Here is a 20,201-nt window from a genome sequence, read left to right as displayed (position 1 = left end):
GCCGGATGGCGTCGGCTTCTTCTCTCAGTGCCTGCCGCGAGACGTCGTCTGTCTCTCGGTCTCGGGGACGGTCATCGACCGCTCCCGTGTGCTGTGCGCGGAGCACGGATGACGGCGACGTCGCCCGCGCTCACCTCCAGCGTGCCCCGGGTGGCGTGTCCTGTCATCAGGTCGACGCCGTCCAGGGCGAGCTCTGCGTCCGTCTCCGCGTGGTTGATCGCGATGACGTAGTCGTCGGTCTCGCCCGCGCGGCGGATGATCTCGAGTCCGGCGGGTGCGTCGAGCGGGACGATGCCCGCGTCGGCGTAGACCTCGGCCATGATGGCGGCGAGGCCGGCGGCATCCGGTCGCGTGCTGACGTACCAGCCCGTGCCGGCGCCGTGCCGCTTGCGCGTCACGGCCGGCATCCCCGCGCCCGGTCCGTCGACGTAGGTCGCTCGGGCCTCGGCGTCGGAGACCACGAGGTGCTCATGCCAGACGTCTGCCGTGTGCGACGCGCCGCCGAACTCGATCGTCGTGGTGGTCCCGGCGCGCAGGGGCAGGTGCTCCTCGACGCGGATGCCGAGAGACGGCTCGAGCGGAGCGGCGAAGCCTCCCGGGTGCACCGCGTCGTTCTCATCGACGACGGCTGAGAAGAACGAGACCACGAGCGTGCCGCCGGCTTCGACGTACCGGTTGAGGTTGTCGGCGTCGGCCTGGCGCAGGAGGTACTGCGCGGGCGCGATGACGAGCTTGTAGCCGGAGAGATCGTGCCCGGGCAGGGCGAAGTCGACCGTGATGTTGTCGCGCCACAGTCGCTCGTAGAACGCCCGAATGCGCTCGTCGTGCGAGACGTCCTCGGAGGGACGCCATTCCAGGTCCTGCGCCCAGAACGACTCGAAGTCCCACAGGATCGCGACGTCGGCGTGCACGCGCGAACCGCGCACCTCGGAGAGGCGGTTCAGCCTGGCGCCCAGGTCGACGACCTCGCGGAACACACGCGACTCGGAGCCGGCGTGCGGCAGCATCGCCGAGTGGAACTTCTCGGCCCCCGAGCGGCCGGCCCGCCACTGGAAGAAGAGGATGCCATCCGCACCGCGGCCGAGGTGGGCGAGCGAGTTGCGCGCCATCTCGCCCGGCCGCTTGGCGATGTTCCGCGGCTGCCAGTTGACCGCCGAGGTCGAGTGCTCCATGAGGATCCAGGGCTTGCCGCCCCCGACCGAGCGGGAGAGGTCCGCGGCGATGGCCAGACCGATCTCGCCTTCGACGTCCGCGGCCCAGAGGTAGTGGTCGTCCGAGACGATGTCGACCTCGCGCGCCCAGGCCCACAGGTCGCAGCCGTGGTGCTGGTTGGCCATGAAGTTCGTCGTGACCGGGAGAGACGAGAAGCGCCGGATGGCGTCGCGCTCGGCGATGAAGCACGCGCGCAGCTGCGCGTCGGTGAAGCGGGCGAAGTCGAGGCGCTGCGCCGGGTTCACGACCGACGGCGCGGCGGCCGGGACGCCCACGTGGTCCCAGACGCCGTAGTGCTGGCCCCAGAACGCGGTGCCCCACGCAGCGTTGAGGGCGTCGAGCGACCCGTACTTCTCCTGCAGCCAGGTGCGCCACGCGCGCTGCGCATGCTCGGAGTAGTCCTCGCCGACGGGTACGCCGTACTCGTTGTGCACGTGCCACATCACGACCGCCGGGTGGTCGGCGTAGCGCTCGGCGAGCGTCGAGGCGATGCGCACCGCGGCCTCGCGGTACGCGGGAGCGGAGTGCGAGGCCATGCCGCGCGAGCCGAAGCCCATGACCACGCCGTCGCGGTTGACGGCGCGGGCGTCGGGGTGGGCGGCGAAGAACCAGGCCGGCGGCGACGCCGTCGGGGTGCCGAGGTCGACGGCGATGCCGTTCTCGTGGAGCAGGCCGATGATCTCGTCGAGCCACTCGAAGTCGAACACGCCCTCGCTCGTCTCGATGAGCGCCCACGAGAAGATGCCGACGCTGACGAGGTTCACGCCCGCCTCGCGCATGAGGCGGACGTCTTCACGCCAGATCTCGCGGGGCCACTGCTCCGGGTTGTAGTCGCCGCCGTAGGCGATCCCGTCGATGGCCGGCCAAACGCTCGCAGGCATGAAACGCGTCCTCGTGTCTCTCGAATGCGCCGGTCGTACTGTGACCGGTCACAGGGTGTGCGATAACTGTAAGCGAGCCCGCCATCCCGGACACGCGTCGTTATCGAACTGTGACCGGTCCCAGCTCTTGTGCCAGACGCGGCGTCTCATCGCGAGGCGTGCCGGCCCCGGCGTGCCTCGCGGAGTAGGCTCGCCGACGTGAACGGCTCCATCGGCGCGTCGCGCAAACCGACCATCCGCGACGTCGCGGCGGCGGCCGGCGTCTCGCACGGCACCGTGTCGCGCGTCATCAACGGCGGACACTGGGTCTCGCCCGAGGCGCGGGAAGCCGTCGACCGTGCGATCCGCGAGACCGGATACACCGCCAACCACGCCGCGCGCAGCCTGGCGACGGGACGCTCGAACTCGCTCGCCTTCCTGCTGACCGAGCCGCAGCACCTGCTCTTCGCCGACCCGACCTTCGCCCTGCTCCTGCGGGGTGCGACCGAGGCCCTCGCGCAACGGTCGATGACCCTGGTTCTGATGATCGCCGACACCGCGGCGGAGCGGGCCAACGTCGAGCGGTACGTGCGCGCGGGGCACGTCGACGGCGTGCTGCTCATCTCGTCCCACGAGTCGAACCCGCTGCTCGCCTCGCTGATCTCCGCGGGGGTGCCCACGGTGTGCACCGGTGTCCCCCTCGGCGATCGGGCGCACGTCCCCACCGTCTCGGTCGACGAGCAGGAGTCCGCGCGCACCATGACGCGTCACCTTCTCTCGCGCGGTCACCGTCGCATCGCGGTGATCACCGGTCCCGACGACACCCCGGGCGGCCGGTACCGCCTGCAGGGCTTCCGCGACGAGATGGGTGACCTGTTCGACCCCGAACTCGTCGAGCAGGACGTCTATTCGAGTGACGCAGGCGCGGCGGCGATGACACGGCTGCTCGAGCGGGCGCCCGACATCGATGCCGTCTTCGCGGCATCCGACGTCATGGCCGTCGGTGCGATCGCCGCCATCCGTCGCACCGGGCGTCGCGTGCCCGACGACATCGCCGTCGCCGGCTTCGACGATTCGGGACTCGCGGCGACGCACGACCCGCCGCTGACGACGATGCGGCAGCCGTGGAACGAGATCAGCTCGGCCATGGTCGACATGGTGCTGCAGGTGATCGCCGGGGCGGAGCCGGAACCCCTCGTGCTGCCGACATCCCTCATCGTGCGCGAGACGGCCTGACGCCCCGCCGCGTCGACACACGGCACCGGCGGTCCGCCCACTCGAACTAGAATCTCGGGGTGAGCAACGGCCGCAGTTTCTACATCACCACGCCGATCTACTACCCGAGCGACCTGCCCCACATCGGGCACGGCTACACGACGGTGGCGGTGGACACGCTCGCGCGCTGGCACCGCCAAGCCGGCGACGACACGTGGATGCTGACGGGCACCGACGAGCACGGTCAGAAGATGCTCCGTGCCGCTGCGGCGAACAACGTCACTCCCCAGGAGTGGGTCGACAAGCTCGTCGAAGAGTCGTGGTTCCCGCTCCTGCGCACGCTCGACGTCGCCAACGACGACTTCATCCGCACGACGCAGGAGCGTCACGAGGAGCGCGTGAAGGTCTTCGTCCAGACGCTCTTCGACCGCGGGTACATCTACGCCGGCGAGTACGCCGCGCTGTACTGCGTGGGATGCGAGGAGTTCAAGCCCGAGGCCGAGATCGCCGACGGTACCGGCGCCTTCGAAGGGCTCAAGGTCTGCGCCATCCACTCGAAGCCGCTCGAGCTGCTGCAGGAGAAGAACTACTTCTTCAAGCTCAGCGAGTTCCAGGACCGCCTGTTGGAGCTGTACAAGAACGAGCCCGACTTCGTGCGTCCGGAGTCGGCGCGCAACGAGGTCGTCTCGTTCGTGAAGTCGGGGCTGAAGGACCTCTCGATCTCGCGGTCGGCCTTCGACTGGGGCATCACGGTGCCGTGGGACCCGTCGCACGTGATCTACGTGTGGGTCGATGCGCTGCTGAACTACGCCACCGCGATCGGTTACGGCACCGACCCGGACGAGTTCGCGCGCCGCTGGCCCGCCTACCACGTGGTGGGCAAGGACATCCTGCGGTTCCACGCGGTGATCTGGCCCGCGATGCTGATGGCCGCGGGCCTCGACGTGCCGCGCGGCGTGTTCGCGCACGGCTGGCTGCTCGTCGGCGGCGAGAAGATGTCGAAGTCGAAGCTCACCGGCATCGCGCCGACCGAGATCACCGACGTGTTCGGGTCGGACGCGTACCGGTTCTACTTCCTGTCGGCGATCGCGTTCGGTCAGGACGGTTCGTTCTCGTGGGAGGACCTGTCCGCGCGATATCAGGCCGAGCTCGCCAACGGATTCGGCAACCTCGCGTCGCGCACGATCGCGATGATCGAGCGTTACTACGAGGCGATCGTGCCCGCGCCGGCCGAGTACACCGAGGGCGATCTCGCGATCCAACGGGTCGTTGCGGACGCCGCCACCGCCGCGGATGCCGCGATGGAACGGTTCCGGCCCGACGAGGCGATCGGTGCCATCTGGACGATCGTCGACGCGCTGAACGGCTACATCACCGAGAACGAGCCGTGGGCTCTCGCGAAGGACGACGCCAAGCGGGCACGACTGGGCACGGTGCTGTACACCGCGGCCGAGGGGCTGCGCGCGCTCGCGGTGCTGCTGTCGCCGGTGATGCCCGAGTCGACGCGCAAGCTGTGGGAGGCGCTCGGTATCGACGCCCGCATCGAGGACCAGCCGCTGCGCGAGGCGGGCACGTGGGGTGTGCTGCGCGCCGGCACGACGGTCAACGGCCTCGCCCCGCTGTTCCCGCGCGTCGAGCAGCCTGCGTAAGCATGGTCGACTCGCCAGAAAGCGCCGATTCGGCGACCCCGACATCGTCACTTCGGGGCGAGTCGACGGTTGACGTCTCGCAGTATGTGCGGCAGCGTTCGCAGGCCGCCCGGGATGTGCGCTGGCCGGAGGCGCCGGAGCCGCTCGCGGTGCCGGTCTACGACAATCACACCCACCTCGAGATCGAGGACGGCGACGAGCCCCGCTCGCTCGGGGAGCAGCTCGAACTCGCGGCATCCGTCGGCGTGATCGGCGTCGTCCAGGCCGGCGGAGACATCGACTCGTCGCGGTGGTCGGCGTGGGCGGCGGCGTCGCACCCGCGCGTCCTCGCCGCCGTCGCCATCCACCCGAACGAGGCGCCGCTGTACGCCGCGGCCGGGCGACTCGACGAGGCGATCGGCGTCATCGACGAGCTCGCCGCGCAGCCCCGCGTGCGGGCGATCGGCGAGACGGGCCTCGACTTCTTCCGTACCGAGGAGGACGGGCTGCCGGCGCAGTTCGAGAGTTTCGAGGCGCACATCGCGCTGGCGAAGAAGCACGGCGTCGCGATGCAGATCCACGACCGCGACGCTCATGACGCCGTCCTCGAGACGCTGCAGCGGGTGGGGGCTCCCGAGCGCACCGTGTTCCACTGCTTTTCCGGCGACGCCGAGATGGCGCGCGTCGCGACGGACCGCGGCTACTGGCTCAGCTTCGCCGGGAACGTGACGTTCAAGAACGCCCAGAACCTGCGCGACGCCCTCGCGGTCACGCCGCGCGAGCGCATCCTCGTCGAGACCGACGCTCCCTTCCTCACGCCGGCCCCGCATCGCGGGCGCCCGAACGCGCCCTACCTGATCCCGATGACGCTGCGGTTCATGGCCGCGGAGCTCGGAATCGATGTCGACGAGCTGTCGGCCCAGATCGCCGCGAACACCCTCGAGGTCTACGGCGAGTTCTGACGCCTCAGCGCGTCGAGGAGCCGCGGACGATCTCCCAGGGAAGATCGACGACATCGGGTGACGCGGCATCGCGGATGCCGCTGAGGGCCTGGAACATCGCGGCGGGAGCGAGCTCCGGGTGCACGCAGACGTGCGTGACGCCCAGCCGGGTGTTCACGGCGCAGTCGCTCGTGCACAGTGCGACGAACTGGATGTCGCGCGGAATGACGAAGTCCATCTCCTCGAGCTGCAGGTAGATCGCCGGGCCTTCCTCGGCGAACGAGAAGATGGCGTCGGCGCCCGCGTCGCGCAGCTCGCCGACCCGGCGGGGGAGCGCGCCGTGCTCGGCGTCGAGGTATGCGACGAGAGGCTCCCGACCGCGAACGGTGCTCCATGCGCGATACGCCGTCTCGCCGATCTCGTCGCGGGGTGAGCCCGCATCCTCGACGAGGAACCCGATGCGCCGGGCTCCGCCGGCTTCGAGCAGGGCGAGGGCGGAGCGCACGGCCTCGTCGTACCCGGTGCGCACGGTGATCGACAGCTCGGTGTCGACATAGAGGTCGTTCGTGGCGACGGGGATGCCGCGAGCGATGGCCTCGCGCAGCAGCAGGTCATCGGCGGCCACCTCGGCGAAGTAGACGACGTCGATCTGCGCGCCGCGGAGCAGATCGGGCCGCGCAGCGGGAAGCATCGTGACGGTGAATCCCTGATCGGCCGCAGCGCTGACGAGCGCGCCGATATGCCTGCTGCGGTGCAGCGCACCGCGCTTCGACAGGTCGAGCTCGGCATCCTGCGGAACGACGAAGCCGACCGACATCGTGCGGCCGCTCCGCAGCGCGGCGGCGTACTTGTTGGGCTGATAGCCGAGCTCGGCGGCGATCGCCTTGATGCGCTCGCGGGTCTCGGGGCGCAGGCTTCCGCGATCGTTGAGGGCCTGGCTGATGGCGGCCGTCGAGACACCCGCGCGCAGCGCGATGTCTTTCAGGGTCACCTGCCGGGTCATGACCGACCGACCCCCGCTTCGACTCCGCCCGGGGCGCGCTCGCTCGGAACGGAGCCGGCGGATGCGGGGGCGTCGGCCGCGGTGGGGAAGACCGTGGCGACGGCATCCGCCCAGGCGGCACCCGAGCCGGACGAGGCCAGGGTGTGTCCCTGGGCGATGAGGCGGTGCAGCAGCACGCCGGAGAAGTGCCGCAGCGCCGCCTCGACCTGCGGCGACTCGCCGCGCAGCCGGGAGCGTTCGAGCTCGTCGTCGAGGATGCCGGTGATGTACCCCCGCATCGCGACGACGGAGGGCGCGACCTCGTGCACGCGTCGGGCCGCGGCGTGCCGTGCGGCGGCGCCGGCGACGATCTCGCGTGCCTCGTCGAGCGTGGCGAACTCGTCGATCGGTGCGTGCAGGCGGATCGTCTCGAGGTCGAGCAGTTCGATGTCGGGGACGTCGCGCAGGGCGGGGTCGACGTTGCGGGGCAGGCCCAGGTCGATGATCAGCTGCGTGCGATCGGCGCCGCTGCGCCGGGCGGCGTGCTCGTCCGCGGTCAGAGCGTAGGTGTCCGTGGTCGTGGTGCAGGTGACGATGACGTCGGCGGCCGCCGCTTCGTCGGCGTAGTGCTCGGCGTCGATGGCGACGAGGTGCTCGCGCTGCGCGAACCGGCTGCGTCCCGAGCGCGAGTGCACACGCACGTCGACGGCACCCTTGTCGCGCAGGGCCGCGAGGGATGCCGCGGCGTACCGTCCCGTGCCCACCAGCAGCACCCGCACCGTCGACCAATCGGCCACGCGAGAGGAGGCGAGCTCGAGCGCGAGGCGAACGAGAGAGCGACCCGATTCGCCGATGCGCGTGCTGTTCTTCACGGCGCGCGAGGTCTCCGTCGCGCGCTGGAAGAGGTGCTCGAGGGGAGCCGTCGTCAGTCCGCCCCGTCGCGCGTCGTCGAGCGCGCGGCGCACCTGGCCCGCGATCTCGTCCTCGCCGACGGCGACCGAATCGAGGCCCGATGCGACGGAGAACAGGTGGTGGGCGACCTTGTTGCCGTGAGCGAAGTCGACGGTCTCGCGGACGGTCCGGTAGGGCAGATCGCTCAGCTTCGCGATCTCTTCCATGGCCGCGTCCATGGCCGGGATCGTCGAGGGGAAGTCGGCGTCATCGCGCAGGTCGAAGTAGGCCTCGAAGCGGTTGCAGGTCGCAAGGACCACGGCGCCCTGGATGGCTTCGTGGGCATCTGTCAACCGGGTGCCGACTTCGTCTCCGATGACGGAGAGTCGCTCGAGTGAAGCGAGCGGCGTGGAGCGCTGATGCGCGGTGAGAGCGACGAGCACGTGCGGAAGAACCCCCTGGAATCGTGACTAGTATATCGATTAACTCATTCGAGGAGATCATCATTCCGGCATCCGCCCACCCTCTCGTCATGCACGCCACCGGCTCGAGCCGGCTCGTGCGCACCCTGCTCGGCGAACGCGTCGAGAAGACCCCCGTCTGGTTCATGCGCCAGGCCGGCCGGTCGCTCCCCGAGTACCGCGCACTGCGGTCGCAGGGATCGATGCTCGACGCGTGCCTGACACCCGAGCTGGCGAGCGAGATCACGCTGCAACCGGTGCGCCGTCACGGCGTCGACGCCGCCATCTTCTTCAGCGACATCATCATTCCGCTGGCGATCCTCGGCATCGAGGTCGAGATCGTGGCCGGGCGCGGACCGGTCTTCGCGCACCCGCTGCGGACCGCGGCCGACATCGCTCGTGCGGTCGAGATCGACCCCCGTCTCGTCCGCGAGCGCGGCGAGGCCATCGCGCGCGCCGTCGAGCTGACCACGGGGATGCTGGCCGAGGAGTCGGAGTCGCGCGGCGAGCCGCTGCCGCTCATCGGCTTCGCCGGAGCCCCGTTCACCCTCGCCGCCTACCTCGTCGAGGGAGGGCCGTCGAAGGATCACTTGGCTGCCCGTCGCCTGATCCATGAAGATCCGGCCGCGTGGCGCGCCCTCACGGAGTGGCTTGCCCGGGTGACCGGCGAGTTCCTCGCATTGCAGGTCGAGTCCGGCGCCAGCGCGGCTCAACTGTTCGACTCGTGGGCGGGGGGTCTTCCCCCCGAGGACTATCGAGCCGCAGCGCTGCCGGCATCGGCTGCCTCGCTCGAGGCGGTGCGCGCCCTTCCGGTCCCGGCGGGTGCCGGCATCGATCACATCCCGCTCGTCCACTTCGGTGTCGGCACGGGGGAGATCCTGCGCGACATGGCGTCGATCGGCATCGACGCCCTCGGCGTCGACTACCGCGTGCCACTGGATGAAGCGGCCCGTCGGGTGGGCGGCGACCTCACGCTGCAGGGCAACCTCGATCCCGCGCTGCTGTTCGCCCCCGCAGAGGTGCGCGATGCCGCGATCGTCCGCATCCTCGAGGCCGGGCGCGCAGCGCGCGCCCACGTGTTCAACCTCGGCCACGGGGTGCCGATGGAAGCCGACCCCGACGCCATCAGCTCGGTCGTGCGCACCGTCCACGGGTGGCGATCGGCGTGACCGTCGAGACCGACGTCATCGTCGTCGGGGCCGGTATCGCCGGACTCGTCGTCGCGCTCGAGGCCGTCACCGCGGGTGCGCGGGTCATGGTCGTCGAGTCCGATGACCAGATCGGCGGGATGCTGCGCCGCGGACGCATCGCCGGCATCGACGTCGACCTGGGCGCGGAGTCGTTCGCCAAGCGCACCGACGCGGTGCCGCGACTCATCGCCGACTACGCGCTGCCGCTCGAGGTCGTCGCGCCACGGTCGGGTCCGGCCCATCTGGTCTCGCAGCACGGCGTCGGACTGCCCGGCCCCCGCTGGAGTCGACTGCCGCTGCCGCGACGAACGGTCATCGGCATCCCTGCCGACCCTCTCGCCCCCGACGTCGTCGCGATCATCGGCGCCCGCGCGGCCGAGCGGGCCGCGGCCGAGATGCTCGACGCGCCGATCGACCCGACCGCGTCGCTCGCGGATGTCGTCGAGGAGCGCCTCGGCGCGGGGCTCGTCCGCGACCTGGTCGATCCGCTGTGCCGCAGCATCTACTCGCAGCCGGCCGCGGCGGTTCCGCTGCCGCGGCTCCACCCGAAGATGTGGGCGGCGTTCGAGCGCACCGGCTCGTTGCTCGCCGCAGCGGCGGAGGTCGCCCCGAACGCTCCCGGTGGCACCGCGGTCGGCGGGATCTCGGGCGGCATGTGGCGGCTCGCCGATGCGGTCGCGGCTCTCGCCGTCGAGCGCGGCGCGGTGATCCGCACCGGTGCGGCCGTGGCGCACCTCGTCGCCGAACGCGTGTCCGGCGCGACGGTGACGCTCGCCGACGGCGCGACCATCCGCGCCGGCGTGGTCGTGATCGCGACCGGCCCGCGTGGCGCGGCGACCCTGCTCGGGCAGGACAGCGGCGCGATCGACGCGGCGGCGACCGCGCCGATCCAGCCAGCCGTCCGCCTGCTCACCGCGGCCGTCACCGCGCCCGACCTCGCAGCAGAACCCGTCGGATCGGGCGTCATCGTCGCGCCCGACGCGCGCACCGCCGCCAAGGCACTCACCCACATCGACGCGAAATGGGCCTGGGCCCGAGAAGCACTGCCGGAGGGGACCCACCTCGTCCGCCTGTCGGCGCGAGCCGACGACACCGCGGGTCTCGACTCCGCTGGGGCCGTGGCACGCGAGATCTCGCACCTCACCGGTGCGCGCGTCGACCGGGCCGACATCGGTGAGGTCATCACGACCCGATGGCGCGACGCCGTGGTCCCGGCCGAGTCCGACGCGTGGACCGCGACGGTGGTGGATGCCGCGGCGCGCGGCATCCACGTCACCGGAGCCGTCGCCGCCGGAACGGGTCTCGCATCCGTCATCCCGCATGCCCGCGCTCTCGCGCACGAACTTCTCGCCGATTCCTCCGTTCGAAAGGACTTCCGATGACCGAACAGGTTCCACTCGGTTACACGCTCTTCGCGATCCTCGCCGGCCCCCGCCCGCGCCCGCAGGCTCCCACCGATGCCGACCTCGCCGAGCTCGAGCGCGTCGTGGGCGGACTGCCCGGCGCCGGTGTGACGGTGCGCGGTCTGTACGACGTCACCGGCATGCGGGCAGGCGCCGACCTGATGGTCTGGCTGCACACCGCTCCCGGCTCCGACGACGACCCGGCGGCGCTGCAGCGCGCGCTGCGCGAGCTGCGCCGCACAGCGGCGCTGGCCGCCTTCGACCTCGAATGGAGCGCGATGGGCGTGCACCGCGAGGCGGAGTTCAACAAGCGTCACGTCCCCGGCTATCTCCGCGGCGAGCACGCCCGCGAGTGGCTGTGCCTCTACCCGTTCGTGCGCAGCTACGAGTGGTACCTGCTTCCCGAGGAAGAGCGCTCGGCGATGCTCGCCCAGCACGGCCGCCGCGGCGCGAAGTTCTCGGACGTCATCGCGAACACGGTCTCGACCTTCGCCCTCAGCGACTACGAGTGGCTGCTGCCCCTCGAGAGCGACGAGCTGATCAGCCTCGTCGACCTCATGCGCGATCTGCGCGCCACCGATGCGCGGCGACACGTCCGCGAAGAGGTCCCCTTCTACACCGGCCGACGCGTCGAGGTGTCCGAACTGGCGGAGGTGCTGTCCTGATGAGCGCGAACGAGTTCCGACCCAAGCCGCCGCGCGCGCAGAGCGCGCCGCCGTGCGCCCCGGGCTGCGCGGTCCCCGCGGCGGGCCCCGCCTCATGCGGGGGAGCGCCGCACGTGAGCGAGCCCACGTCGTACGACGCGCTGCTGCTGCTCGGTTTCGGTGGGCCGGAGGGGCAGGACGACGTCCTGCCGTTCCTCCGCAACGTCACCGCGGGGCGCGGTATCCCGGATGAGCGCCTCGAAGAGGTCGCCCACCACTACCGTCACTTCGGCGGAGTCTCGCCCATCAACCAGCACAACCGCGAGCTGAAGGCCGCGCTCGAGGCGGAGATCGCCGCGCGCGGGCTCGGGCTTCCGGTCTACTGGGGCAACCGCAACTGGATGCCGTACGTCGACGACGCGCTGCGCGAGCTGCACGCCGACGGACACCGGCGCGTCATCGCGATCGCGACCAGCGCCTACAGCTCGTACTCGTCGTGCCGCCAGTATCGCGAAGACCTGGCCGACGCGATGGAGGCGACGAGCCTGGCGGGCGAGATCGAGATCGACAAGGTGCGGCAGTTCTTCGACCACCCCGGGTTCGTCGCCCCGTTCGTCGACGGGATCCGCGAGGGTCTGGCGAAGGTGCGCGAGCGCGGCATCGCCGACGCCGACATCGAGATCCTCTTCTCGACGCACTCGATCCCCAACTCCGACGCCGACCGTTCCGGCCCGCCCGAGCGCGGCTTCGGCCCCGGAGGCGCATATGTCGCGCAGCACACCGCGGTGGCCGAGGCGATCGTGGCCGAGCTCGGCACGACGAGCCCCTGGCAGCTGGTGTTCCAGAGCCGCTCCGGCCCGCCGTCCGTGCCGTGGCTCGAGCCCGACATCAACGACGCGATCGCGGAGCTTCCCGCCGCCGGCCGCAAGGCCGTGCTCATCGTGCCGCTCGGATTCGTCAGCGACCACATGGAAGTGCTGTGGGACCTCGACACCGAGGCGATGGAGACGGCCGAGGAGCACGGTCTGTTCGCCGTTCGCACCGCCTCGCCGAGCACGCACCCGGCCTACGTCGCGGGTCTGGTCGACCTCGTGGAAGAGCGACTGAACGGAACGCCGGTCGAGGAGCGCCCTGCGGTGACGTCGTTGGGCCCGTGGTACGACGTGTGCCGGCCGGGATGCTGCGAGAACAAGCGGCTGGGCTTCCAGCCTGCGCTCGCGGGGGTGGCGCCGTGACAGCCGCCGCACCCGACGTCGACAGGTCGACCGAGCCGGTCCTGCGCCTGGGAACACGCGCGAGCCTGCTCGCGACGACCCAGTCGCGGCATGTCGCCGACGCGATCACGGCGGCGACCGGAATCGCCGTCGAACTCGTCGAGATCACGACGGACGGCGACGTCCTGACCGGCTCGCTCGCCCAGATGGGCGGAACCGGGGTCTTCGCCACGGCGCTGCGTGAGGCGCTCCTCCGCGGCGACTGCGACCTCGTCGTGCACTCGATGAAGGATCTGCCCACCGCGCCGTATCCGGGGCTGACGATCGGCGCCGTCCCGCCGCGGGCGCCGCAGCGGGACGTCCTGTGCGGCCCCATCGCCGAGGCGACCCTCGATGGGCTGCCCGAGGGCGCGGTCGTCGGCACCGGTTCGCCCCGACGCGTCGCCCAGGTGCTGCGTCGCCGGCCCGACCTGCGGGTCCGCGACATCCGCGGCAACATCGACACGCGTCTGCGCAAGATGCGCGACGGCGAGTACGACGCGATCGTCCTCGCCGAGGCGGGGCTGCGGCGGATCGAGCGCGACGCGGCCATCGGCGAGGTCTTCCCCCTCGACCGCTGGCCGACCTCGGCCGGGCAGGGGGCCCTGGCGGTCGAGATCCGCACCGCCGATGTCGACGGACCCATCGGGCGTTCCGTCGCCCGGGTCGACGACGTCGAATCGTCGTCGCGGGCCCTTCTCGAGCGTGCGGTCCTGCGCCGCCTGGAGGCCGGATGCGCCGCCCCGGTCGGCATCTCCGTCACCGGGCTGGCGGCCGAATCCGTCTTCGTCGCCGAGGTCTACGCCCCCGATGGCGAGCGCACGGTGCGCGCGCAGCGTGCTCTGCACGCCGACCTGACCTCGGACGACGCGCGCGAGTCGGTGGCCGCCGACGTCGTGGCCGAACTGCTGGACGGCGGTGCTGCGGACATCGCCGATCTGCCGGGGACGAGCCGATGACCGGCGGTCTGCGCGGACGGCGCATCCTGATCCCTCGCGGCGGAGCGTGGGGTGACCGCGTGCGCGACGAGGTCGAGCGACGCGGCGCGACGGGTGTGATCGCCCCGCTCATCGAGTCGCGGCCCCCGCGCGACCTCGCAGCCCGTGACGCCGCGTTCGCCCGCTTGGCGGCGGGCGAGTACGCCTGGGTGTTCATCACAAGCGCCGCCACCGTCGAGCAGCTGGTCGCGCAGCGCGTGAGCATTCCGATCGGCACCCGCATCGCCGCGGTCGGGCGACCGACCGCGCGCGCCGTCGCCGACGCGGGCTTCGAGGTCGAGTTCGTTCCCGTCGGCACTTCGTCTGCGACGAACATGATCGCGCAGTGGTGCGCCGGTCGCTCACCGCGATCGACGGGACGCTGCCTCGTGCTCCGCTCCGACCTCGCGATGGCTGTCATCAGCGACGAGCTCGAGCTCCAGGGCTACGAGGTCGACGTCTGCATCGCGTACCGGACGGTGGGGGTCGACCTGACCCCCGAGATCGCCGACGAGGTGCGCACCGGAGCGATCGACACCGTGCTCCTGACGTCGCTCAGCGTCGGCCGCGAGCTCCGCCGCCAGGTCGGCATCCCCGGACCCGAGGTGTTCATCGCCTCGATCGGCCCGGGAACCACGCGTGACGCCGAGAAGCTCGGCTACACCGTGCACCACACCGCACACTCGCAGAGCGTCGACGCCCTCATCGCAGAGCTCGACGCGCGACCCGCACCAGAGGATTCCCCATGAGCACCTTCCCCGAGCGTCGCCTGCGCCGCACGCGTCGCACTCCCGCGATGCGCCGGCTCTCGACCGAGCACCACCTCGTCGCCGCGCAGCTCGTGCTGCCCGTCTTCGTGAAGGAGGGCATCGACGAGGCGCTGCCGATCGCGAGCATGCCCGGCGTCATGCAGCATCCGCTCGAGGCGATCGCCGGCGTCGTGACGGATGCCGCGGACGCGGGCGTCGGCGGCATCATGCTGTTCGGCGTGCCCGCCGTCCGCGACGCCGAGGGATCGGGCGCGGTCGCCGAGGACGGCATCCTCAACCGCGCCATCCGGGTCGCGCGCGATGCCGCGCAGGGGCGCATCACGGTGCAGGCGGACCTCTGCCTCGACGAGTTCACCGACCACGGCCACTGCGGTCTGCTCGCCGCCGACGGCTCGGTCGACAACGACGCCACCCTCGAGGTCTACGCGCAGATGGCGCTGGCTCAGGCCCGGGCGGGCGCGGAAGTGCTCGGGCTCTCGGGGATGATGGACGGTCAGGTCGCGGTCATCCGTGGCGCGCTCGACGCGGCCGGGCACACCGACGTCGCACTCCTGGCCTATTCGGCGAAGTACGCCTCGGCGTACTACGGGCCGTTCCGCGACGCCGTCGAGTCGACCCTGCAGGGCGACCGCCGCACGTACCAGCTCGACCCCGCCAACGGCCGCGAGGGCGTCGCCGAGGCCATGCAGGACATCGCCGAGGGCGCCGACTACGTCATGGTCAAGCCCGCAGGCCCCTACCTCGACGTGCTGGCGCGCGTCGCCGACGCCGCCACCGTGCCCGTGTGGGCTTACCAGGTGTCGGGGGAGTACGCGATGATCGAGCTCGCCGCGCGTGCCGGCGCGATCGATCGCGAGCGCACGATCGCGGAATCCCTCGTGGGCATCCGCCGGGCCGGCGCCGATGTCATCCTCACCTACTGGGCCCGTGAGGTGGCCGACTGGATCCGCGCCGGAAAGGACTTCGCATGAGCCGCAACGACGAACTGTTCGATCGGGCCCGAGCCGTCATCCCCGGTGGTGTGAACTCGCCGGTCCGCGCCTTCGGCTCGGTCGGCGGCACACCGCGCTTCTACGTCTCGGCGAGCGGACCATACGTCACCGACGCGGACGGGCGCGACTACGTCGACCTCGTCGCGAGCTGGGGACCCGCTCTGGTGGGCCACGCGCATCCCGGGGTCATCGATGCCGTCGTCGACGCCGCTCGTCGCGGACTGTCGTTCGGCGCCTCGACCCCCGCCGAGACGGAGCTGGCCGAGGAGATCCGCCGCCGCGTGCCGATCGCCGAGAAGATCCGCCTCGTCTCCACCGGCACGGAGGCGACGATGACCGCTATCCGGCTCGCCCGCGGTGCCACCGGGCGTGATCTGCTGGTGAAGTTCTCGGGGCACTACCACGGGCATTCCGACGGACTGCTCGCGCAGGCGGGCTCGGGACTCGCGACCCTCGCGCTCCCGGGCTCGGCCGGGGTCCCGGCGCCGATCGCCGCGCAGACGCTGGTGGTGCCCTACAACGACGAGGCGGCCCTCGAGGCGGTCTTCGCCGAGCACGGTGCGAACATCGCCGCGGTGATCACCGAGGCCGCGGGCGCGAACATGGGTGTCGTCCCACCCGCCCCGGGCTTCACGACGTTCCTCCGCGAGCTGACGAACCGCCACGGCGCGCTGCTCATCAGCGACGAGGTGCTCACCGGATTCCGCTCCGGCCCGTCGGGCTACTGGGGCGTCCTGCGCCAGGCGGGGGAGGACATCGCGCCCGACCTGCTGACCTTCGGCAAGGTGGTCGGCGGGGGCCTCCCCGTGGCCGCTCTCGCCGGTCGTGCCGAGATCATGGACCTGCTCGCACCCCTGGGCCCGGTGTACCAGGCCGGCACGCTCTCGGGTAACCCTGTCGCGGTCGCCGCGGGTCTCGCCACCCTCCGCCTCGCCGACGCCGGGGTGTACGACCGCATCTCACGCGCGGCTGACACCGTCTCGGTGGCGGCATCCGCGGCGCTCGACGCCGCGGGCGTGCCGCACGTCGTCCAGCGTGCCGGAACGCTCTTCAGCGTCTTCTTCGGTGCCGCCGTCGTCGCCGGCGTACCCGACTACGAGACGGCGACGCGTCAGGATGCCGGCGCCTACGCCGCCTTCTTCCACGCGATGCTCGACGCGGGGGTGTCGCTTCCGCCCTCGGCCTTCGAGGCGTGGTTCCTCACCGCGGCACACGACGACGTCGCTCTCGGGCGCATCCTCGAGGCGCTGCCGGGCGCCGCACGAGCAGCTGCCGCCGCGTCCGCAGACAGCTGACCCGGGCGCCGCGTCGTCCGCGGGGCGACGCGGCGCCGCCCAACTAGGCTGGTCCTCATGCCTGTGACCCTCCTCGGTGCCGCCGAGATCCGCGCCCTCGCGGCCGAACTCGACGTGACTCCCACGAAGAAGCTCGGGCAGAACTTCGTCGTCGACGCCAACACGGTACGCAAGATCGTCCACGCGGCACGCGTTCAGCCCGACGAACGCGTCGTCGAGATCGGGCCGGGCCTGGGGTCGCTGACCCTGGCGATCCTCGAAACCGGTGCCCGCGTCACGGCGGTCGAGATCGATCACCGCCTCGCCGCGCACCTCCCGGTCACCGCCGCCAGACACGGTGTCGCCGACGACGCGCTCACGGTCGTCGACGCCGATGCCATGCGGGTGACCGAGCTGCCAGGCGAGCCGACCGTGCTGGTCGCGAACCTGCCGTACAACGTCAGTGTGCCCGTGCTGCTGCACTTCCTCGAGACCTTCCCCTACCTCCAGCGCGGCGTCGTCATGGTGCAGGCCGAGGTCGCAGAACGCCTCGCCGCCGCGCCCGGCTCGAAGATCTACGGCTCGCCGAGCGCGAAGGCCGCGTGGTACGGGTCATGGCGTCTGGCCGGCACGGTCTCGCGGCAGGTGTTCTGGCCCGTCCCGAACGTCGACAGCCTGCTGGTCGCCTTCGAACGCGACACCGACGCGCGCGGCGACGAAGCCCTCCGCCGGCGCACGTTCCAGATCATCGACGCGGCTTTCGGCCAGCGACGCAAGATGCTCCGCCAGGCCGTCTCGCCGCTGTTCGGCGGTACCGCGGCATCGGCGTCTGCGGCGCTCGAGGCCGCCGGGATCGACCCGACGCTGCGCGGCGAACAGCTCACGATCGACGATTTCGTGCGGTTGGCGGCATCCGTTCACTGAATGATCATCAGCGCGTCATCGGGTTCTCCCGAAACATGCCGGTAACATTCGGGGCGAGCCGCGAGCGTCGCGGCGAGCATCACCCGACCCGGAAGAGACGATGCGAAGCGCCGAGTACCCGGCACCCGAGAGGGTGCTGCTGCACCTGAGCGACACCCACCTGCGAGCCGCCGGCTCGCAACTCTTCGACCGCGTCGACGCGGCTGCGCACCTGCGCCGCGCTCTCGACGCGATCGAGACGGCAGCCCTCCGTCCTGACGGGATCGTCTTCACCGGCGACCTCGTCGACCTCGGCGAGCGCGGCGCTTACGCCGAACTGCGCGACCTGGTCGAGCCGTTCGCCGAGCGTCTCGGCACCCGGGTGTTCTGGGTGATGGGCAATCACGACGACCGTGCGGGGTTCCGCGAGACCCTGTGGCGCGAGTCCGGCACCACCGAGACCGCCGATCGGGTCGACGAGATCGACGGGCTCCGGCTCATCACCCTCGACACGAGTGTTCCCGGCGCACACCACGGCGAGGTGCGCCCCGCGCAGCTCGCGTGGCTGCGGGAGGTGCTGTCGACGCCCGCCCCGCTCGGCTCGATCCTCGCGATGCACCATCCGCCGGTGCCGAGCGTGCTGCCGCTGGCCGCGAGCGTCGAGCTGCGCGACCAGCGTTCGCTCGCCCCGGTCCTCGCCGGGTCGGACGTGCGCGCCATCATCGCCGGACACCTGCACTACTCGACGTTCGCGACCTTCGCCGGCATCCCCGTCTCGGTGGCCTCATCGACCTGCTACGCCCAGGACCTCACGGTTCCGGTGGGCGGCACCCGGCCGCAGGACGGCGCCCAGTCGTTCAACTTCGTGCACGTCTACGACGACACGGTCGTCCACTCGGTCGTGCCGATCGACGCGCCGACGACGCTGGAGTACACCGACGCGGGTGAAGCTCAGCGGCGCCTGGCCGAGGCCGGGATCGCTCCCGTCAGCGCTTCACGCCGGAGCGCGCCGCCGACGCGTCCCGTACCTGTCCTTCGCTGACGGCCGGGATCTCCCACGGCGCGCGGATGGGGAACATCCGCTCGAGCACATCGCGCAGTGAGCTCACGCGGATCTCTTCGGGGACCTCGGTCTCGCCGCCGTCGTTCAGGCAGAACATGTCGATGTCGCGACGCTTCGCGAGACGTTCCATGCCTGCGAGCGAGCGCGCGAGCGTCGTCTGGACGTACCGGGTGCGTGGCACCGAGGTGGGAAGCGCGCGGCCGGTGAACATCGCGTAGTAGTGGTAGAGCGAGTTGGTCACCGAGATGTCCGTCGCGGCACGGAAGCGGGATGCGGCGGTGCGCCGGAAGTCCTCGGGGAAGGTCTGCTCGAGCTCGCTCATGACGCTCCGGCGCAGCGGTGCGGCGCAGTGCTCGAGGTCGCGCACGATGACGCGCCCGAACCGCTCCTGCAGGAGGGCGCGATTGACGCGCAACCCGTTGTCGTGGCCCGAGCGTTCGAGGCGCGGGTCGCCCGAGCCGATGCGCACGTCGCACTCGACGAACGATGAGATGCCCCCGGGCGAGAAGAACAGCTCGGGGTGCACCGGGCGGCCGAAGAACATGTCGTCGTTCGAGTACAGGAAATGCTCGGCGAGGCCGTCGATGCGGTGCAGCTGTGCTTCGACGGCGTGCGAGTTGTGGGTCGGGAGCGTCGAGGGGTCGGCGAAGAACTCCTCGCTCCGCACGATGGTCACCTTGGGGTGCTCGGCGAGCCACGCCGGTGCGGGGGAGTCGGTGGCGATGAAGATGCGGCGGACCCAGGGGGCGTACATGTGGACGCTTCGCAGCGCGTATCGCAGCTCGTCGACGTGGCGGTACCGAGCCGGACCGTCGTCGCCTTCTCCGACGACGTACTCGGAGAGCTGCGCCGCACGCTGCCGTTGGAACTCGCTGGCCGATCCGTCGACCCAGGAGAACACCATGTCGATGTCGTGCGTGACTTCTCGGGGGTGAGGGTCGAGCATTCCCACGACGGTCTGCCATTGCCGGCCGTATCGCGTCGCCGTGACGATCTCGACGTCCTGCGCGGGGGTGATGCGACGCATCAGGGCATTGGCCTGAGGTGCCTCGACGGAGGTCTCCCCGAAGCGCCAGAACTCCACCCGTACGCCGTACTCGTGGTCGTATCGACGTCCTCCCGTGGCGCTCACGCGCGGACGGTAGGCGCGGACGGCGTGCGGCGCCGCGGCGGGGATGGTCGCATCTGCGGCGAAGACCGGCGCCGCGCCCTTCGCCTTGAGGTAGAGCGGCTCGTTCCGACCGAGCGCGCGCAGTGCCGTCGCGGTGCGCTCCGCGTCTGCGAGGTCGACCGCGAGGGCGGGGGTATGGAGATCGTGACGGATCAGCAGCGCGCGGATGCCGGCCGTGTCGAGCGCGTCGGCGAGCAGCAGCAGATCAGCGGTGCGGGCGGCATCGGGCGTCGTGGCGTCGTGGACGAGACGCAGAATGCCCTCGTCGAGGACGACGTCGTCGCGTCGCGCGGGCAGATCGATCCAGGGGTTCTCGCGGCGGGGCAGAGCGGAAAGGGCCAGGGTTTCCTCCTCGGGGGAATGGTGTGTTC

Annotated in this window: 17 protein-coding genes; 13 read left to right on the top strand and 4 right to left on the bottom strand. The window is 71.2% G+C overall.

Features of this window, described 5'->3' with window-relative positions:
• Positions 1-71: 71 nt before the first annotated feature.
• Positions 72-2,093: a beta-galactosidase gene (locus QUC20_RS09545; protein WP_289329702.1), complete on the bottom strand. Its 2,022-nt coding sequence runs from the start codon at positions 2,091-2,093 to the stop codon at positions 72-74.
• Positions 2,094-2,291: 198 nt separating this feature from the next.
• Here QUC20_RS09545 and QUC20_RS09540 point away from each other — a divergent pair, with 198 nt between their 5' ends.
• Genes QUC20_RS09540 through QUC20_RS09530 form a run of 3 tightly spaced genes read left to right on the top strand, consistent with a single transcriptional unit; the run spans position 2,292 to position 5,877 of the window.
• Positions 2,292-3,308 (top strand): LacI family DNA-binding transcriptional regulator, encoded by a 1,017-nt coding sequence (locus QUC20_RS09540; RefSeq protein WP_120262390.1) that lies wholly within the window; start codon positions 2,292-2,294, stop codon positions 3,306-3,308.
• A gap of 59 nt (positions 3,309-3,367) precedes the next feature.
• A complete protein-coding gene (metG, locus tag QUC20_RS09535) occupies positions 3,368-4,936 on the top strand; it encodes a methionine--tRNA ligase (protein WP_289329701.1) in 1,569 nt (522 codons plus the stop codon).
• 2 nt (positions 4,937-4,938) lie between these two features.
• Positions 4,939-5,877: a TatD family hydrolase gene (locus QUC20_RS09530; RefSeq protein WP_289329700.1), complete on the top strand. Its 939-nt coding sequence runs from the start codon at positions 4,939-4,941 to the stop codon at positions 5,875-5,877.
• A gap of 4 nt (positions 5,878-5,881) precedes the next feature.
• On the opposite strand, the gene QUC20_RS09525 is transcribed toward QUC20_RS09530, so the two are convergent.
• Positions 5,882-6,859, bottom strand: a complete 978-nt coding sequence (locus QUC20_RS09525) for a LacI family DNA-binding transcriptional regulator (protein ID WP_289329699.1) — start codon at positions 6,857-6,859, stop codon at positions 5,882-5,884.
• Positions 6,856-8,172, bottom strand: coding sequence for a glutamyl-tRNA reductase (locus QUC20_RS09520; protein ID WP_289329698.1), 1,317 nt, complete (start codon positions 8,170-8,172; stop codon positions 6,856-6,858). The genes QUC20_RS09525 and QUC20_RS09520 overlap by 4 nt, the downstream gene beginning before the upstream one ends.
• A gap of 164 nt (positions 8,173-8,336) precedes the next feature.
• On the opposite strand from QUC20_RS09520, the gene hemE reads away from it, so the two are divergent.
• The 10 genes from hemE to QUC20_RS09470 all read left to right on the top strand — a co-directional run bounded on the left by hemE (position 8,337) and on the right by QUC20_RS09470 (position 18,638).
• Positions 8,337-9,359 carry a uroporphyrinogen decarboxylase gene (gene hemE, locus QUC20_RS09515; RefSeq protein WP_289331511.1) on the top strand — a complete coding sequence of 341 codons (1,023 nt, stop codon included), beginning with the start codon at positions 8,337-8,339 and terminating at the stop codon, positions 9,357-9,359.
• Complete coding sequence (locus tag QUC20_RS09510) at positions 9,344-10,762, top strand: protoporphyrinogen/coproporphyrinogen oxidase (RefSeq protein WP_289329697.1); 1,419 nt, start codon at positions 9,344-9,346, stop codon at positions 10,760-10,762. Before hemE ends, QUC20_RS09510 begins: the two co-directional genes overlap by 16 nt.
• Positions 10,759-11,448 carry a hydrogen peroxide-dependent heme synthase gene (hemQ, locus tag QUC20_RS09505; RefSeq protein ID WP_120262395.1) on the top strand — a complete coding sequence of 230 codons (690 nt, stop codon included), beginning with the start codon at positions 10,759-10,761 and terminating at the stop codon, positions 11,446-11,448. Before QUC20_RS09510 ends, hemQ begins: the two co-directional genes overlap by 4 nt.
• The gene (locus QUC20_RS09500; protein WP_289329696.1) at positions 11,448-12,662 is read left to right on the top strand and encodes a ferrochelatase; all 1,215 of its coding nucleotides are present in this window, start codon (positions 11,448-11,450) and stop codon (positions 12,660-12,662) included. Before hemQ ends, QUC20_RS09500 begins: the two co-directional genes overlap by 1 nt.
• Positions 12,659-13,639 (top strand): hydroxymethylbilane synthase, encoded by a 981-nt coding sequence (gene hemC / locus QUC20_RS09495; RefSeq protein WP_289329695.1) that lies wholly within the window; start codon positions 12,659-12,661, stop codon positions 13,637-13,639. The genes QUC20_RS09500 and hemC overlap by 4 nt, the downstream gene beginning before the upstream one ends.
• Positions 13,636-14,406, top strand: coding sequence for a uroporphyrinogen-III synthase (locus tag QUC20_RS09490; protein ID WP_120262397.1), 771 nt, complete (start codon positions 13,636-13,638; stop codon positions 14,404-14,406). Before hemC ends, QUC20_RS09490 begins: the two co-directional genes overlap by 4 nt.
• The gene (gene hemB / locus QUC20_RS09485) at positions 14,403-15,398 is read left to right on the top strand and encodes a porphobilinogen synthase (protein WP_289329694.1); all 996 of its coding nucleotides are present in this window, start codon (positions 14,403-14,405) and stop codon (positions 15,396-15,398) included. Before QUC20_RS09490 ends, hemB begins: the two co-directional genes overlap by 4 nt.
• A complete protein-coding gene (gene hemL, locus QUC20_RS09480) occupies positions 15,395-16,714 on the top strand; it encodes a glutamate-1-semialdehyde 2,1-aminomutase (protein ID WP_120262399.1) in 1,320 nt (439 codons plus the stop codon). Before hemB ends, hemL begins: the two co-directional genes overlap by 4 nt.
• A 57-nt stretch (positions 16,715-16,771) precedes the next feature.
• Complete coding sequence (gene rsmA, locus QUC20_RS09475) at positions 16,772-17,617, top strand: 16S rRNA (adenine(1518)-N(6)/adenine(1519)-N(6))-dimethyltransferase RsmA (RefSeq protein ID WP_120262400.1); 846 nt, start codon at positions 16,772-16,774, stop codon at positions 17,615-17,617.
• A 100-nt stretch (positions 17,618-17,717) separates the two neighbouring features.
• Positions 17,718-18,638 (top strand): phosphodiesterase, encoded by a 921-nt coding sequence (locus QUC20_RS09470; RefSeq protein WP_289329693.1) that lies wholly within the window; start codon positions 17,718-17,720, stop codon positions 18,636-18,638.
• Here the strand turns inward: QUC20_RS09470 and QUC20_RS09465 are convergent.
• Complete coding sequence (locus QUC20_RS09465) at positions 18,583-20,172, bottom strand: stealth conserved region 3 domain-containing protein (RefSeq protein WP_289331510.1); 1,590 nt, start codon at positions 20,170-20,172, stop codon at positions 18,583-18,585. The genes QUC20_RS09470 and QUC20_RS09465 overlap by 56 nt on opposite strands.
• Between the last annotated feature and the right edge of the window lie 29 nt (positions 20,173-20,201).

Origin of the sequence: Microbacterium arborescens (assembly GCF_030369635.1) — a bacterium.
In the GTDB taxonomy this organism is placed as follows: domain Bacteria; phylum Actinomycetota; class Actinomycetes; order Actinomycetales; family Microbacteriaceae; genus Microbacterium.
Note: the sequence above shows the minus strand (reverse complement) of the source record. Positions and strands in the feature narration are given on the sequence as shown.

Bases quoted from the DNA above. Each gene is read 5' to 3' on its own strand.
- QUC20_RS09525 (WP_289329699.1), bottom strand. From the start codon at position 6,859: ATGACCCGGCAGGTGACCCTGAAAGACATCGCGCTGCGCGCGGGTGTC.
- hemE (WP_289331511.1), top strand. From the start codon at position 8,337: ATGCGCCAGGCCGGCCGGTCGCTCCCCGAGTACCGCGCACTGCGGTCG.
- QUC20_RS09470 (WP_289329693.1), top strand. From the start codon at position 17,718: ATGCGAAGCGCCGAGTACCCGGCACCCGAGAGGGTGCTGCTGCACCTG.
- hemL (WP_120262399.1), top strand. From the start codon at position 15,395: ATGAGCCGCAACGACGAACTGTTCGATCGGGCCCGAGCCGTCATCCCC.
- rsmA (WP_120262400.1), top strand. From the start codon at position 16,772: ATGCCTGTGACCCTCCTCGGTGCCGCCGAGATCCGCGCCCTCGCGGCC.
- hemB (WP_289329694.1), top strand. From the start codon at position 14,403: ATGAGCACCTTCCCCGAGCGTCGCCTGCGCCGCACGCGTCGCACTCCC.
- QUC20_RS09530 (WP_289329700.1), top strand. From the start codon at position 4,939: ATGGTCGACTCGCCAGAAAGCGCCGATTCGGCGACCCCGACATCGTCA.
- QUC20_RS09500 (WP_289329696.1), top strand. From the start codon at position 11,448: ATGAGCGCGAACGAGTTCCGACCCAAGCCGCCGCGCGCGCAGAGCGCG.
- hemQ (WP_120262395.1), top strand. From the start codon at position 10,759: ATGACCGAACAGGTTCCACTCGGTTACACGCTCTTCGCGATCCTCGCC.
- QUC20_RS09545 (WP_289329702.1), bottom strand. From the start codon at position 2,093: ATGCCTGCGAGCGTTTGGCCGGCCATCGACGGGATCGCCTACGGCGGC.
- QUC20_RS09490 (WP_120262397.1), top strand. From the start codon at position 13,636: ATGACCGGCGGTCTGCGCGGACGGCGCATCCTGATCCCTCGCGGCGGA.